This is a genomic window from Flavobacterium fontis (genome assembly GCF_900129405.1).
Lineage (GTDB): Bacteria > Bacteroidota > Bacteroidia > Flavobacteriales > Flavobacteriaceae > Flavobacterium > Flavobacterium fontis.
In genome coordinates this window covers 74,212-91,466 of record NZ_FQVQ01000005.1, presented here as the reverse complement: position 1 = coordinate 91,466, position 17,255 = coordinate 74,212, and the positions used below count along the sequence as shown (strand labels likewise).

The window sequence follows — 17,255 nt, the reverse complement described above, 5'->3', positions numbered from 1 at the left end:
TTTAGCCCCGATTGAAGTGGCATCCCCCGATTTATCGGGGATATAACGGAAAGCGGGTGGGACGCGATTGTAGTTCTTGGTTCTTGCTCCTTATCAAAAATAACAAAGCCCCAATTAAGGGGCTTTTATTTTATAGGATGATCGATGGTTCTTGTTGGCTCAAGCAATGGAAACTGCCGAGACCCCAGATGAGGTCGACGGAGTTGATACCTACCACACGTCGGGTAGGGAAGCATTGTTGGATGATGTCCAATGCGCGATCGTCGTTTTTCAAGTCTGCGAACGTAGGTACGATCACCGTTTCGTTGGAAATATAGAAATTGGCATACGAAGCGGGTAGAATTTGGTCCTCATAAATCACCGGTTTCGGCATGGGGAGTTCGACCACATTCAATTGCTTGCCGTTTTCCAAACGCATTTGGTGCAACAATTTCAAGTTCTCTTGAAGGATTTCGTAGTTCTCATCGTTTTTATTTTCTTCCACCACAGTCAATACGGTATCTTCATTCACAAAGCGGGTGATATCGTCAATATGGCCGTCGGTATCGTCACCAATGATGCCATCGCCGAGCCAAAGAATATGATCGACTCCATAATAATTGTGAAGGTATTCTTCAATTTGGGCTTGGTTCAAGTGCGGATTGCGGTTTTCGTTGAGTAAACAAGCGGTGGTGGTCATTAATGTGCCACGACCGTTGAATTCTACGCTGCCGCCTTCCATGACGATGCCGGGGTTGAATACGGGTAATCCAAGTTTTTCACCTATTTTCGTCGGAATCACATCGTCTAAATCAAACGGAGGGTATTTACCTCCCCAGGCATTGTAGCCCCAATCCACGATGGCTTTTTTGGCTTCTGTTTTGTGCAGAAGAAAAGCCGGACCGTGATCGCGGCACCACGCGTCGTTGGTAGGATGGTGGTAAAAGGTGATACGTGCCCAACGGCTGGCGAAATCGCTGAGGGTTTGGGCGTATGCAGAGTTTTTAATTTTAGTTTCAGCGAACGATTGCATGGCCGCATCGGCTACATTGATGCACACGCGTTGGTGTGAAGCCACTTGCAAAATGAACTCGGCATACGGATCAAAGATGGTATGAATTTTTCCCGGCCACGATTCCTCTTTATGCGGCCACGAGAGCCAAAGTGCATCTTGAGGGGCAAATTCGGCGGGAAAATAATAGCCTAATGCTTTTGGGGTTGCCAAATTAGTCTTCATCAATAAAACGTTTGGTGATTGGAGCATAGCTATCAATTCGGCGATCGCGTAAGAAAGGCCAGTGCATTCGGAAATAATCCGATTGGTTTAAATCGAGCGGTACGACCGTAGTTTCTTCTTGATCGTGGGTGCCTAGGTACAACAATTTACCTTGCCCGTTGGCGACAAAACTACCGCCCCAGAATTTCATAGCCCCATTTTGTTCAAAGCCCACACGGTTCACGCTAACAACGGGAACACCGTTGGCCACGGCATGCGAGCGTTGGATGGTTTGCCAAGCGTTGTATTGGTCTTGGTTGGTTTCTTCGTCTTGATCGGTCGCCCAGCCGATAGCGGTAGGGTAGAACAAGATTTCGGCACCCATAAGCGCCGTGATGCGACTAGCTTCGGGATACCATTGGTCCCAACAAATGAGGATCCCGATTTTGGCAAATTTGGTTTGGAAAACTTTATAGCCTAAATCACCGGGGGTAAAGTAGAATTTTTCGTAAAAAGCCGGGTCATCAGGAATATGCATTTTGCGGTATTTTCCAAGGTACGTTCCGTCGGCATCGAGTACTGCGGTGGTATTGTGGTAAATGCCGTGGGTTCGTTTTTCAAAAAGGGAAGCGATAATTACCACGCCTAGTTCTTTGGCTACTGCAGAAAGCGCATCCGTACTGGGTCCCGGAATAGCTTCAGCGAGTTGGAAGTTGTCGTAATCTTCGACATCACAAAAATATAAGGAAGTAAATAATTCCTGAAGACAAACAATTTGGGCGCCTTTTTCGGCGGCTACGCGTATTTCACGAATTGCTTTTTCAAGGTTGGCGGCTTTATCGTGGGTACACGACATTTGCACCAAACCTACATTTACATTTGCCATAGTATTTGAAAAATTTTTGCAAAAGTAGCTAAAAATAAAACGTGAATAGGGGAAGCTATTCTTTTGTGTTTATTTTCGATCGGGATATATGATTCCCATCAACAAGCTCACGGCTAAGCACGTAATAATATTCATTGGGGAAGGAGAAACGCTGAACTCATTAAGGGCATCAATTTCAAAAAAGAATTGAAACAAGAAATGGGTCGCATCATAATCACAGCTCCCACAAAAAACTTCAGTGCATAGCACAAAATTCAGTATTTGTAATACGGAGAAGGTGATGCCGCTAATGATGATTTTTCGTATCAAAGGAATTTATTTTGCTTTAGTTTCGCAACCGATGGCGACTGATTATTTCTTTCAATTTGTTTTTGAGATTTTGTCCTGAATCGGCTACCATTTGTTCATTGCTTGGAAAAGGGACGGCTACCCGGTCGAAAAAGGGGAGGTAATTGCTTTCACAAGCTTGTTTGTTGCCTTTGTAACGGGCATAGATATGTTCGAATACAAATTCACTACTCAACGGATAGGTGTTGAGCAATTGATTGGTTTTTAGGTCCAAATAATCAATTTTGGCCGTAACTTGTACCGTTTTGAACTGGCGGAATTCAAAAATCGTGATTGATACATTTTTCATATTATCGACCATGACGAAATTTCCTTGTTGATCTTTCACGGGATTGCCATTGGCATCCAAAAGTCTTTTTTGCCCGTCTTTGATTTGTTTTTCCTTCACAAATTCACGCTCTTTTACTTGTTCAGGGGAGATATTGATGGCTCTAAAATTGACCAAAATCCCATAATCATAAGTTATTCCTTTCACGGGATTGCTATGGTAGACTGTCCACGGATCATTGAGCCCCATGGTACTAAAGTCCAACAAATCATTTTCCAAGCGAATAGGAATAACCATTTGCGTTTCATTTTTGGTGTATACATGAACGTAATCGGTTCCTTTTTGACGCGCTTCATCGATTAGTTTGGCACTGTCTTTAAATCCGGGACTAAGCTCTTGCAAATAGTTAAGGTCGTCGAAAGCCCGGCGAAAATTCATTTTATCTCGCGTAGCAAGCAGTGCTTTGGCATTATCATAAAGGTGTTTGGCCAAGGCATTTTTACTGCTTACGATTTCATCACTATAGTTGTCAAAATCAAAGGTTGCCTTTCGGTTTTGACTAATAACCCGAAGAGGTAATAAGGGTTTGATGCGTTCCTGCCGTTGGTGAAGGGCGACATAGGTATTGTAAATCTTTTCGGTATTGGAAGGATTGGCGTCTTTAAACCAAAGTTCAATTTGTTGCAAGTCGCGTGCTTTGGCTTTGGCAAAGGCTTCCTCGAGAAAAAGAACATAGTCTTGTTTTCCTTTGGCATCTTTTCGTTGGCGTAAATTATCGATAGCGATTTGGATAGCTTCATCGTAATTTCCTTCGGCTAAAGCGTTTTGTGTTTGGCGAACGCCGCAACTTACTACGAAAAAGAAGGCAATAAAGAATACACTAATTTGTTTCATGGTTTTACACATTAAAAGAAACTGCAGGTAAAAGTTTGCTACTGCATTCGCCGAAACCTATTCGTACCCGTTCATTTTGGCAATACCCACGGAGGATGACAGTGTCGTTATCTTGAATAAATTTTCGTTCAGAACCATCGGAAAGACGCAACGGATTTTTCCCACCCCAGGTGAGTTCAAGCATAGAACCAAAGCTGTCTTCTGTGGGACCTGAAATCGTTCCACTTCCCATCATATCGCCCGAGTTTACCCGGCATCCGTTGATGGTATGATGCGCGAGTTGTTGTGCCATGGTCCAATACATATATTTAAAGTTGGAACGGGAGATCACTGTTTCAGTACTATTTTCAGGTTGCAACGCCACTTCCAAATGAATATCGAAAGCATGATTTCCTTCTTGTTGCAAATAGGGTAACGGTTGTGGGTTTTGCGCTGGACTGGCTACACGGAAGGGTTCAAGCGCATCCATAATCACAATCCACGGCGAGATCGAAGAAGCAAAGTTTTTGGCCAAAAAGGGACCTAACGGGACATATTCCCATTTTTGGATATCACGAGCGCTCCAATCGTTGAAAAGTACCATACCAAAAATATAATCTTCCGCTTCATGTATTGGTACGGGTTCCCCCATAACATTTGCATCGGTGGTAATGAATGCCATTTCTAATTCAAAATCAACCAATTTGGAAGGGCCAAAAACAGGGGTTGTGGCATCGGCGGGTAGCGTCTGACCCAAGGGTCGGTGGACGGGAACACCCGAGGGGATGATGGTGGAACTGCGTCCGTGGTATCCTACTGGAATGTGAAGCCAGTTGGGGAGTAATGCATTTTCGGGATCGCGAAACATTTTCCCAACATTGGTAGCATGTTCTTTACTGCTGTAAAAGTCGGTATAATCGCCAATTTGAACAGGCAATAACATTTCTACATCGTGTACATGGAAAATCACAATTTTGCGCTGCTCTTCATTGTCGCGTAAGGTTGGATTATTGATTTCAAACAAATCAGAGAGCCGGTTGCGCACTTGACGCCATGTCTTTTTCCCATAAGCAATAAAATCATTTAAGGAATCTTGAAGGAACATATCGTCGGGGAGTCCTAAGTCGTCAAAATAGCCTAACTGCTGTAAAGCGCCCATATCAATGGCAAAATCACCAATCCGAGTGCCAATGGTGATCACATCTTCTTTGGTTAAAAAAACACCAAAAGGAATATTTTGGATGGGGAAATCGCTGTTTTCGGGCACAGTAAGCCAAGTTTTTCGATCGGGGTTATTTGCGTATTGCGGCATAGGGTCTTTGTTGATTTGTTGTTGAAAAAATTACAACCAAATATAGATGTTCCAATCTATTTGACCAACAGAATTTGTAATTTTGGGGAGCTTTAATGAAAAACCCTTAAAAAATGCAACGAGACGAACAAATCTTCGATTTAATCCTGGATGAACAGGACCGACAAATACATGGAATTGAGCTGATTGCTTCCGAGAATTTCGTGAGTGATCAAGTGATGGAGGCGGCAGGCTCCTGTTTGACCAACAAATATGCCGAAGGATATCCTGGAAAACGGTATTATGGGGGGTGTGAAGTCGTCGATGTTGTGGAGCAAATCGCCATTGATCGAGCCAAAGCCTTGTTTGGTGCTGCCTATGTGAATGTGCAGCCGCATTCGGGCTCTCAAGCGAATACGGCAGTTTTTGCCGCTTGTTTAAAACCTGGAGATACCATTTTAGGATTTGACCTGTCGCACGGTGGGCACTTGACACATGGCTCTCCTGTGAACTTTTCAGGAAAGTTATACTGCCCCGTGTTTTATGGAGTAGATCAAGAAACGGGGTTGTTGAATTACGATAAAATTCAAGAGATTGCTTTACGAGAAAAACCGAAGATGATCATCGCAGGGGCTTCGGCCTATTCGAGAGATATGGATTTCAAGCGGTTCCGAGAAATCGCCGATAGTGTAGGTGCTTTATTGTTGGCCGATATTTCACATCCTGCCGGTTTGATAGCCAAAGGATTGTTAAACGATCCGATTCCACACTGCCATATCGTGACGACGACGACCCACAAAACTTTACGCGGTCCGCGCGGAGGGATGATTATGATGGGGAACGATTTTGAAAATCCTTGGGGATTAACGACTCCAAAAGGGGAGATTCGTATGATGTCGCATGTGTTGGATATGTCTGTTTTTCCAGGAAATCAAGGCGGTCCTTTGATGCATATTATTGCTGCCAAAGCGGTTGCATTTGGGGAAGCGTTGACCGATGAATTTTTTAGATACACGTTACAAGTCCAAAAAAATGCCCAAGCAATGGCTAATGCCTTTGTGAAAAGAGGGTATCATTTGATTTCTGGGGGTACTGATAATCACATGATGTTGATTGATTTGCGCAACAAAGGAATCAGTGGGAAAGACGCTGAAAACGCCTTAGTAAAAGCGGATATCACGGTAAATAAAAATATGGTGCCCTTTGATGATAAGTCACCCTTTGTTACCTCTGGAATCCGTGTTGGAACGCCAGCTATCACTACCCGTGGCTTGGTTGAAGCCGATATGGAGACAGTGGTTGATTTTATCGATCGCGTTTTGATGCATCCCAATGATGAAGCTGTTATTGCGCAAGTGACAGAGGAAGTCAATGCCTTGATGGGGGAGCGGGCGATGTTTGTCTTCTAATTTTTAATAACTCACCAAAAATTATTAATAACTTTTAATTTAGTGTTAATAACGTGTTAATAACTACCGTTGTTGGGGATGCCCGACAGCGGTTTTTTCTTTAATTTTAGGGTGATTTTCACATAATTTTATTGATGAAAAACCCTAAAAAAATCACACTTCATAGGTTGTTAATAACATTGCTTTTTGCGGGCCATTTGGTTTTAGCGCAAGAAGGTCAAAAAACCCATGTAGTTGCTGAGGGTGAGACGCTTGCTAAAGTAGCGCAACGTTACAAGGTAACGCCTTACGATATTATTAAATTGAACCCCAATGCCGCACAAGGGGTGAAGGCAAATGATGTGCTAGTCATTCCTAAATCAGTGGTTATTGAGCGTGCTTCAGCGGTAACAAGTCCTGAAGAAAGCAAGAATATTCTTTCACAAAAATCAACAGCTGTTGCAGTTAAGTCTGAAAATTTCTCGAGTGAATTCAAAACTCATATCGTGCAACCGGGTGAGACAAAATTCGGTTTAGGGAAGTTGTACGGAATTAGCATTTCGGTTTTGGAGGAGCAAAATCCGCACATAGTTTCGGGATTACAAGCAGGGCATGTGTTGAAAGTGAAAGGAACAACTTCGTATCAACAAGATTTGTCTTCGTACCGACGACAGGCACAAAGTAAGAACCTTCGGGATTATACGGTATTGAAAGGGGAGACGCTATTTGGTTTATCAAAGCGGTTTGGTATATCGTTAGCCGAATTGATGGCGATGAATCAGGATCGTATTGCGGGAATTTTAAAAGAGGGACAGTTATTGTATGTTCCTGCAGATCAAAATGCCAATGATATAGGGATTTGGCATGAGGTGGTGGCTGGCGAAACTAAGTTTGGATTGTCGCGTCGGTATAAGGTAACTATAAATGCATTAGAATCCGCTAATCCGCAAATAGTTCGCATGTTGCAAACGGGACAGCGTATTCGTATTCCATCAGAATCGCCGACGAGCCTCGTTGAAAAAAATGAAAATACGCCTGTTGCGAAAGCACAAAACGATTTAAAAAGTGATTTAGTGCCACCACCAACAAAAGCGGTTGCAGTGGAAAGTAAGATTTCGGCTCCAGAGGAAACGAATATCGCTACTGAATCTGTAAATACTTCTAATAAAGTTCCCGCGGAATCCGTAACGCAAAATATTGACACTTCAGCGCGTTTAAATCGTGATGATTTGGTGGATTATACTATTCAGCCGAAAGAGACTTTGTTTGGTTTGTCGAAACGGGCTAATATGAAAATCATGGATTTTTTAGAGCTCAATCCGATGCTTTCCAAAGGAGTGCAAATAGGAATGGTTATAAAAATGCCAAAAGACGCACAAGCAGTTGTAGCTGAAACTTCCCATACTGTTGCAGTTTCTAGTGTTGACGTTGTCCCTGCTGCCGATGTGACGGTGTCAAAAGAAGTGCCGACCGCGACAAAAGAAAATGACAATTCAAACAAGACCGTCTCCGCCCAAGAGTTTAAAGATGTGTTTAAAACGGCTGATCTTACCTCGGTAAAGCGATTTGCTTTTATGGTTTCTTTTTCAGAAGCTGATTGGCAACGTGCCCGACAAACATTTCCCGATATTCAGATCGCTGATGAAAGTTCCCGACTTGAAATAATGTATCATATGGGGGTTCAAAAAGCATTAGATTCCTTAAACACATTAGGCTACACGATTTCTTCAAAAATGATACATGCCGAAGGAACTAAAAAATCGTTTGACCTCAAGAAAATGACGGCTGATCGTGTTTGGAAAGGAATGGATGCTGCTTTTTTAAGTGGAAACTGCTCCATTGAGAAGATGGCTTTTTTACCCTTGCCGTTGATTACAGAAGTAGATATAGAAGGGTTAAAGTCCAAAAAAGTCGTAGCCATTCAGCCCGAAATGAAAGTGAGAGAACGCGTGCTTGATGTGTTGGTGCCTTTAAATGCCAATGTAATTGTGGTGAGCAGTTTTACAGACGAGAATAAAAAACAGCAAATTCTCAAAAGATTACCTCAAGCGCAATACGCATTGGTGTCTGAACGAACTGGATTGGATAATGAAGATTTAAAACGCTTGTTGGTGAAAGGCAAGATGAATGTAATTATACTGGAAACGACCAAAAATAGTATGATTATTAGTGCAACCAATACCTTGCTCAATGCCGTAACCGATTACAATATTCAAGTGGCTTTATTGGAGCCTAAGTTGATTGATTACTATAAAAATATTTCCCCGCTTCGCATGAACATTTTGCGAACATTATACCCTACCTACGCACCCATAGAGAAAAATCAGTCCTATATAAATTTTGTGACCCAATACCGAAAAGCATACCGCGATGATCCCGATTCGGTCTATATGCAAGGATTTGATATCGTATTTGATACCGCGCTACGAATGGCTCAAGCCCAAGGTTTGTCTCATTCATTGCAACACGATAAAACAAAACAAACACTTCTTCAATTTGAATACGATTCAAAAAGTCTTGATCACTATGAGAATCGTACTTTTTTCCTTTTGCAACGAGAAATTAATGGTACTTTAAAAGTAATCAATCCTTGATAAAGCGATGATTGTTTTTTGTACCTTTGAGGAACTCGGAATGGGAAAAATCAAAAAGAAGTAGTAATACCCTAATTTGATTTCGCCTATGAATCGTTCTTTACAACGTTTTTCACTAAAATCTCTCTATAACGGGCTTGGGATTTTTATATTCATTTTTTCCCAATGGGCATACGCACAATGTCCTACCGTAACCAATGCCTCCCAATCTTTTTGTAATACAGAATCGCCCACGATTGCTAATTTAAATGCAATTAACAATGGGGGAGGGGTCGCTTGGTTCAGTTCGACCACTTCAACCACACCCCTTTCATCCGGGGCAGGTTTGGTCAATGGAGCAACCTATTATGCTGATAATGCGGCTGGGAATTGCGGCACACGGCAGCCTGTAACTGTAACTATCTATGCAGCACCTACGGGACAAAATTTTCAAGGAGTTTGTGTTGATAATCCTCTCGAAGCAACAATTGCCAATTTGATTGCCAATGGAAATAACATTCGATGGTATACAACTTCATCTGGAGGTACGCCATTGCCAACGACTACCGTTTTAACAGACAATACCATTTATTACGCAAGTCAAACGAATCCCGATACGGGATGTGAGACTTCACGTTTGGCTGTTTTTGTGAATGTAGGTGTGGTTCCTGTTCCAACAGGACCAGCCGTACAATCATTTTGTCTATCACCAGGAAACACCCCGACCGTGGCAAATTTGCAAGCGAGTGGTCTTAACAACTGGTATGCTACAGTTTCTTCGGCAGTTGTATTGGATCCCGCCACACCCCTGATAAATGGAGAGACTTATTATGCCACTACAGTGGATCCCCCCTGTGAAAGCGTTAATCGTTTAGAAATTACGGTACAATTATTACCGCCTACTGATGCTGGGACCGATGGAACATTAGCCCTGTGTTCCAATGCTTTGACGGTAAATCCCAATCGCAATTTATTTTCAATTTTAGGTGGTAGTCCTCAAACGACTGGAACATGGAGCGGACCTTTACCAACCTCCAATGGTCATCTCGGAACAGTTAATATAAGTACTTTAACCGCAGCGGGAAGTCCGTACGTTTTCACCTATACAGTTACCAATGCAGCTTGTCCTTCCGATACAGCAACGGTTACCATCACAGTTTCTAATCCTGTAAATGCTGGAAATGACGCGACGCTAACCGTTTGTTCTAATAATCCTTCTGTTAATTTGTTTCCTTTACTTGGAACCACTGCACAAGCAGGCGGTGTTTGGTCGCCTCCCTTGGCAAGTGGAACTGGAGTTTTTAATCCAGCTGTAGATCCATCGGGAACCTATACCTACACCGTTACAGGTCCCAACGCCTGTGGAAACGACACAGCGATTGTTACAGTTACTGTAAATACCGCTCCCAATGCTGGGACTTCAGCCAATACAACCGTATGTGCATTGGGTCCTTCTGTAAATCTTTTTACTATTCTTGGAGGAACGCCGCAATCAGGGGGTGTTTGGTCCCCAACACTAGCAAGTGGTACAGGAGTTTTTAATCCTTTAGTAGATGCCCCTGGAACTTATACCTACACGGTTACAGGAATACCACCTTGTACGAATGCATCAGCTAATGTTACAGTTGCATTGACACCTGGTATAACTCCCGTTTTTACACAAAGACCTCCGATTTGTCAAGGGGCCACTTTAACAGCCTTGCCTACTACGTCTAATAATGGTATTACGGGAACGTGGTCACCCGCTTTAAACAATACTGCCACGACGACCTATACGTTTACCCCAACCGCGGGACAATGTGCGACTTCGGCAACGATGACTATCACGGTGAATCCGAATATCGTTCCGACCTTCACGCAAGTGCCTCCTATTTGTCAAGGGGCCACCTTAACAGCCTTACCGACTACGTCTAACAATGGCATTACGGGAACGTGGTCCCCTGCTTTAAACAATACAACCACAACCACTTACACCTTTACCCCAACCGCGGGTCAGTGTGCCACTACAGCAACGATGACCATTACGGTGAATCCGAATATCGTTCCGACCTTCACACAAGTGCCTCCTATTTGTCAAGGAGCCACCTTAACAGCCTTGCCAACTACGTCGAACAATGGCATTACGGGAACTTGGTCCCCTGCTTTAAACAATACAACCACGACGACCTATACGTTTACCCCAACCGCGGGACAATGTGCGACTACAGCAACGATGACCATTACGGTGAATCCGAATATCGTTCCGACCTTCACACAAGTGCCTCCTATTTGTCAAGGAGCCACCTTAACAGCCTTGCCGACTACGTCGAACAATGGCATTACGGGAACTTGGTCACCTGCTTTAAACAATACAGCCACGACGACCTATACGTTTACCCCAACCGCGGGTCAGTGTGCCACTACAGCTACGATGACCATCACGGTGAATCCTAATATCATTCCGACCTTCACGCAAGTGCCTCCGATTTGTCAAGGGGCCACCTTAACAGCCTTACCGACAACGTCTAACAATGGCATTACGGGAACTTGGTCCCCCGCTTTGAACAATACTGCTACAACCACTTACACCTTTACCCCAACCGCGGGTCAGTGTGCGACTACGGCAACGATGACCATCACGGTGAATCCGAATATCGTTCCGACCTTCACACAAGTACCTCCTATTTGTCAAGGGGCCACCTTAACAGCCTTGCCAACTACGTCGAACAATGGCATTACGGGAACTTGGTCACCCGCTTTAAACAATACAACCACGACGACCTATACGTTTACCCCAACCGCGGGGCAGTGTGCCACTACAGCAACGATGACCATTACGGTGAATCCGAATATCATTCCGACCTTCACACAAGTGCCTCCTATTTGTCAAGGGGCCACCTTAACAGCCTTACCGACTACGTCGAACAATGGCATTACGGGAACTTGGTCCCCTGCTTTAAACAATACAGCCACGACGACCTATACGTTTACCCCAACCGCGGGACAATGTGCGACTACAGCAACGATGACCATTACGGTGAATCCGAATATCGTTCCGACCTTCACCCAAGTGCCTCCTATTTGTCAAGGGGCCACCTTAACAGCCTTACCGACTACGTCTAACAATGGCATTACGGGAACTTGGTCCCCTGCTTTGAACAATTCAACTACGACGACCTATACCTTTACCCCAACCGCGGGACAGTGTGCCACTACAGCTACGATGACCATTACGGTGAATCCGAATATCGTTCCGACCTTCACACAAGTGCCCCCTATTTGTCAAGGGGCCACCTTAACAGCCTTGCCAACTACGTCGAACAATGGCATTACGGGAACTTGGTCACCTGCTTTAAATAATACGGCTACAACCACTTACACCTTTACCCCAACCGCGGGTCAGTGTGCGACTACAGCAACGATGACCATCACGGTGAATCCGAATATCGTTCCGACCTTCACGCAAGTGCCTCCTATTTGTCAAGGGGCCACCTTAACAGCCTTGCCGACTACGTCGAACAATGGCATTACGGGAACTTGGTCACCTGCTTTAAACAATACGGCCACGACGACCTATACGTTTACCCCAACCGCGGGACAATGTGCAACTACGGCAACGATGACTATCACGGTGAATCCGAATATCGTTCCGACCTTCACGCAAGTGCCTCCTATTTGTCAAGGGGCCACCTTAACAGCCTTGCCAACTACGTCGAACAATGGCATTACGGGAACTTGGTCACCTGCTTTAAACAATACAACCACGACGACCTATACGTTTACCCCAACCGCGGGACAGTGTGCCACTACAGCAACGATGACCATTACGGTGAATCCGAATATCGTTCCGACCTTCACGCAAGTGCCTCCTATTTGTCAAGGGGCCACCTTAACAGCCTTGCCGACTACGTCGAACAATGGCATTACGGGAACTTGGTCACCTGCTTTAAACAATACGGCCACGACGACCTATACGTTTACCCCAACCGCGGGACAATGTGCAACTACGGCAACGATGACTATCACGGTGAATCCGAATATCGTTCCGACCTTCACGCAAGTGCCTCCTATTTGTCAAGGGGCCACCTTAACAGCCTTGCCAACTACGTCGAACAATGGCATTACGGGAACTTGGTCACCTGCTTTAAACAATACAACCACGACGACCTATACGTTTACCCCAACCGCGGGACAGTGTGCCACTACAGCAACGATGACCATTACGGTGAATCCGAATATCGTTCCGACCTTCACGCAAGTGCCTCCTATTTGTCAAGGGGCGACCTTAACAGCCTTGCCAACTACGTCGAACAATGGCATTACGGGAACTTGGTCACCTGCTTTAAACAATACGACGACGACAACGTATACATTTACACCAAGTTCAAGTTTGAATTGTGAAGTCGCCACAACAATGACAATTACAGTTGTGCCGCAACCCAATGCAGGAAATGATGGAACATTAGTATTATGTTCGAATGCTACCCCAACCGATTTGTTTTTAAGTTTAGGCGGAACCCCTCAAGCAGGAGGAACGTGGACCCCCGCTTTGGCCAGTGGCACGGGCTTGTTTAATCCAGCAGTGGATACCGCGGGAACCTATACCTACACAGTCGTAGGTGGGGCACCTTGTGGAAGCGATACTGCCACAGTGAGTGTGAGCATTACACCAGCACCCAACGCGGGAACGGATGGTGTAGCTACTTTTTGTGCGGATAGTGCCCCTGCTGATTTGTTTACCTTTTTAGGCGGAACACCCCAAGCAGGAGGAACATGGACCCCCGCTTTGGCTAGTGGTACGGGTGTTTTCAATCCAGCAGTAGATACCGCAGGCGTATATACCTACACGGTAACGGGCACTGCGCCATGTGCAAATGGCACTGCTTCTGCTACGGTAACCGTTAATCCGATACCCAATGCAGGAAATGATGGAACATTAGTATTATGTTCGAATGCCACCCCAACCGATTTGTTTTTAAGTTTAGGCGGAACCCCTCAAGCAGGAGGAACGTGGACCCCCGCTTTGGCCAGTGGCACGGGCTTGTTTAATCCAGCAGTAGATACCGCAGGAACCTATACCTACACAGTAGTAGGCGGGGCACCTTGTGGAAGCGATACTGCCACGGTAAGTGTGAGCATTACACCAGCTCCCAACGCGGGAACGGATGGTGTAGCTACTTTTTGTGCTGATAGTGCCCCTGCTGATTTGTTTACCTTTTTAGGCGGAACACCCCAAGCAGGAGGAACATGGACCCCCGCTTTAGCTAGTGGTACAGGTGTTTTCAACCCAGCAGTAGATACCGCAGGTGTATATACCTACACGGTAGCGGGTACTGCGCCATGTGCAAATGGCACTGCTTCTGCTACGGTAACCGTTAATCCGATACCCAATGCAGGAAATGATGGAACATTAGTATTATGTTCGAATGCTACCCCAACCGATTTGTTTTTAAGTTTAGGCGGAACCCCTCAAGCAGGAGGAACGTGGACCCCCGCTTTGGCTAGCGGCACGGGTGTTTTTAATCCAACAGTGGATACCGCAGGAACCTATACCTACACAGTAGTAGGTGGGGCACCTTGTGGAAGCGATACTGCCACAGTGAGTGTGAGCATTACACCAGCACCCAATGCGGGAACGGATGGTGTAGCTACTTTTTGTGCGGATAGTGCCCCTGCTGATTTGTTTACCTTTTTAGGCGGAACACCCCAAGCAGGAGGAACATGGACCCCCGCTTTAGCTAGTGGTACGGGTGTTTTCAACCCAGCAGTAGATACCGCAGGTGTATATACCTACACGGTAACGGGTACTGCGCCATGTGCAAATGGCACTGCTTCTGCTACGGTAACTGTTAATCCGATACCCAATGCAGGAAATGATGGAACATTAGTATTATGTTCGAATGCTACCCCAACCGATTTGTTTTTAAGTTTAGGCGGGACGCCCCAAGCAGGAGGAACGTGGACCCCCGCTTTGGCTAGCGGCACGGGCTTGTTTAATCCAGCAGTGGATACCGCGGGAACCTATACCTACACAGTAGTAGGCGGGGCACCTTGTGGAAGCGATACTGCCACAGTGAGTGTAACATTAACTGCTGGTCCCAATGCAGGCGTGGATGCAACTGTAACGCTTTGCTCCAATGCAACACCAATTGATTTGTTTTTGAGTTTAGGGTCTTCTGCGCAGTCAGGAGGAACTTGGTCTCCTCCTTTGGCTAGTGGTACAGGTGTTTTCAACCCAGCAGTAGATACCGCAGGTGTATATACCTATACGGTTACGGGCACTGCACCATGTGCAAATGGCACTGCTTCTGCTACGGTAACCGTCAATCCGATACCCAATGCTGGAAATGATGGAACATTAGTATTATGTTCGAATGCTACCCCAACCGATTTGTTTTTAAGTTTAGGCGGGACACCACAAGCAGGAGGAACGTGGACCCCCGCTTTGGCTAGTGGCACGGGCTTTTTTAATCCAGCAGTAGATACCGCAGGAACCTATACCTACACAGTCGTAGGTGGAGTACCTTGTGGAAGCGATACGGCCACGGTAAGTGTGAGCATTACACCAGCACCCAATGCGGGAACGGATGGTGTAGCTACTTTTTGTGCAGATAGCGCCCCTGCGGATTTGTTTACCTTTTTAGGCGGAACACCCCAAGCAGGAGGAACATGGACCCCCGCTTTGGCTAGTGGTACAGGTGTTTTCAACCCAGCAGTAGATACCGCAGGTGTATATACCTACACGGTAACGGGTACTGCGCCATGTGCAAATGGCACTGCTTCTGCTACGGTAACTGTTAATCCGCTACCCAATGCAGGAAATGATGGTACATTAGTATTATGTTCGAATGCTACCCCAACCGATTTGTTTTTAAGTTTAGGCGGAACCCCTCAAGCAGGAGGAACGTGGACCCCCGCTTTGGCTAGTGGCACGGGCTTGTTTAATCCAGCAGTGGATACCGCAGGAACCTATACCTACACAGTAGTGGGTGGGGCACCTTGTGGAAGCGATACAGCCACAGTGAGTGTAACATTAACTGCTGGTCCCAATGCAGGCGTGGATGCAACTGTAACGCTTTGCTCCAATGCAACACCAATTGATTTGTTTTTGAGTTTAGGGTCTTCTGCGCAGTCTGGAGGAACTTGGTCTCCTCCTTTGGCTAGTGGTACGGGTATTTTTAATCCAGCTTTTGATCCCGCAGGTACTTATATTTATACAGTACCAGGAACAGGAACATGTAACCCCGATACAGCTACCCTGACGGTTAACTTAATAGCACCTCCTGATTTTGGTTTAGGCACTATAACAGCACCCAATGTATGTCAGAACTCAGCTGTAATTGTCGCTATCAGTGGGGCAACCACCTTAGCTGATGGAAACTATACCTTCACGTACTCCGTTACGAATGCGAATCCATCCACAGGAACCACAGCTACTGTAGCAATCACCGCAGGAAACGGTCAGTTTACAATACCCGCTTCGTATTTTCAAACTTCGGGTAATGTGACGATTGCACTAACAGCAGTTACCGCATTGAACGGGAATTGTACCTCGACCATTTCAACAGCTTCCACCACAATTACGGTACTTCCACAACCTACGTTAAGTAATGCTACTGTTCTGGTTGCCTCACTTTGTTTAGGAGAACAAGCTACGGTAACTATTACAGGGGCAACGGGCTTAACGAATGGTAATTATACCTTAGATTATCAACTTTCGGGGGCTAACACAGGAACATTTTCGAGTTCAGTGATTTTTACCAATGGCGCAGCATCGTTTACCATTCCAGCGAGCGATTTGGCCAATGCTGGTTCGGTGAATCTAACTCTAACTTCCATCATCAGTCAAATCACAACTTGTGGCAACAGTACTTTAAATTTTACCCCCATTACTTTTGAAGTACAAGATCCGCAACCTCCCGTGTTGACAGGTTCAACGACATTTTGTAACGATAGTAATGCAACACTTTCCGATTTGAGTGCTCAATTATCGGGGTCGGGAACTATCGTATGGTATAGTTCAGCTTCAGGGGGAACTCCATTGGATCCAACCACAGTAGTACAGGATGGAATAACCTACTATGGTGCAGTTCAATCCAGTGCGGGTTGTGAAAGTACCCGACTTGAGTTGACCGTTGTTCTTGAGTCTTGTACCCCCGATGATATAATTATACCCGACGGATTTTCACCCAATACCGATGGGGTAAACGACGAGTTTATTATCAAAAATCTCCTCGAGTTGTATCCCAACTTTACCCTCGAAATTTTCAATCGTTATGGCAACGTATTGTTCAAGGGTAATCGTTCAAATCCCCATTGGAATGGTCGTTCAACGGAAGGTTCTGTGGTGGGTGGTTTAGCTCCCGCTGGAGTTTACTTCTTTATTTTGGAATTTAATGACGGTGTCCGTGCCCCCATACAAGGACGTCTTTATTTAAGCAGATAACATTCGCC

At 45.3% G+C, this 17,255-nt stretch carries 8 protein-coding genes; 3 read left to right on the top strand and 5 right to left on the bottom strand.

Annotated elements, in window-relative coordinates; translation table 11 throughout:
- Positions 1-130 precede the first annotated feature (130 nt).
- The 5 genes from BUC17_RS05990 to fahA all read right to left on the bottom strand — a co-directional run bounded on the left by BUC17_RS05990 (position 131) and on the right by fahA (position 4,882).
- Positions 131-1,216 carry an agmatine deiminase family protein gene (locus BUC17_RS05990; RefSeq protein ID WP_073362581.1) on the bottom strand — a complete coding sequence of 362 codons (1,086 nt, stop codon included), beginning with the start codon at positions 1,214-1,216 and terminating at the stop codon, positions 131-133.
- Positions 1,206-2,081, bottom strand: a complete 876-nt coding sequence (locus BUC17_RS05985; protein ID WP_073362579.1) for a carbon-nitrogen hydrolase — start codon at positions 2,079-2,081, stop codon at positions 1,206-1,208. The genes BUC17_RS05990 and BUC17_RS05985 overlap by 11 nt, the downstream gene beginning before the upstream one ends.
- A gap of 69 nt (positions 2,082-2,150) precedes the next feature.
- Positions 2,151-2,390 (bottom strand): hypothetical protein, encoded by a 240-nt coding sequence (locus BUC17_RS13980; protein WP_143161734.1) that lies wholly within the window; start codon positions 2,388-2,390, stop codon positions 2,151-2,153.
- A gap of 16 nt (positions 2,391-2,406) precedes the next feature.
- Complete coding sequence (locus BUC17_RS05980) at positions 2,407-3,591, bottom strand: hypothetical protein (protein ID WP_073362707.1); 1,185 nt, start codon at positions 3,589-3,591, stop codon at positions 2,407-2,409.
- Between the two features lie 4 nt (positions 3,592-3,595).
- On the bottom strand, positions 3,596-4,882 hold the full coding sequence (gene fahA / locus BUC17_RS05975; protein ID WP_073362577.1) for a fumarylacetoacetase: 1,287 nt from the start codon (positions 4,880-4,882) through the stop codon (positions 3,596-3,598).
- Between the two features lie 113 nt (positions 4,883-4,995).
- Between fahA and glyA the strand changes: the two genes are divergently transcribed.
- The 3 genes from glyA to BUC17_RS05960 all read left to right on the top strand — a co-directional run bounded on the left by glyA (position 4,996) and on the right by BUC17_RS05960 (position 17,247).
- Positions 4,996-6,270, top strand: coding sequence for a serine hydroxymethyltransferase (gene glyA, locus BUC17_RS05970; protein ID WP_073362575.1), 1,275 nt, complete (start codon positions 4,996-4,998; stop codon positions 6,268-6,270).
- Between the two features lie 167 nt (positions 6,271-6,437).
- Entirely contained in the window at positions 6,438-8,843 is a 2,406-nt protein-coding gene (locus BUC17_RS05965; protein WP_159433931.1) for a muramidase family protein, read from the top strand.
- 88 nt (positions 8,844-8,931) lie between these two features.
- The gene (locus BUC17_RS05960) at positions 8,932-17,247 is read left to right on the top strand and encodes a gliding motility-associated C-terminal domain-containing protein (protein WP_073362572.1); all 8,316 of its coding nucleotides are present in this window, start codon (positions 8,932-8,934) and stop codon (positions 17,245-17,247) included.
- Positions 17,248-17,255 lie beyond the last annotated feature (8 nt).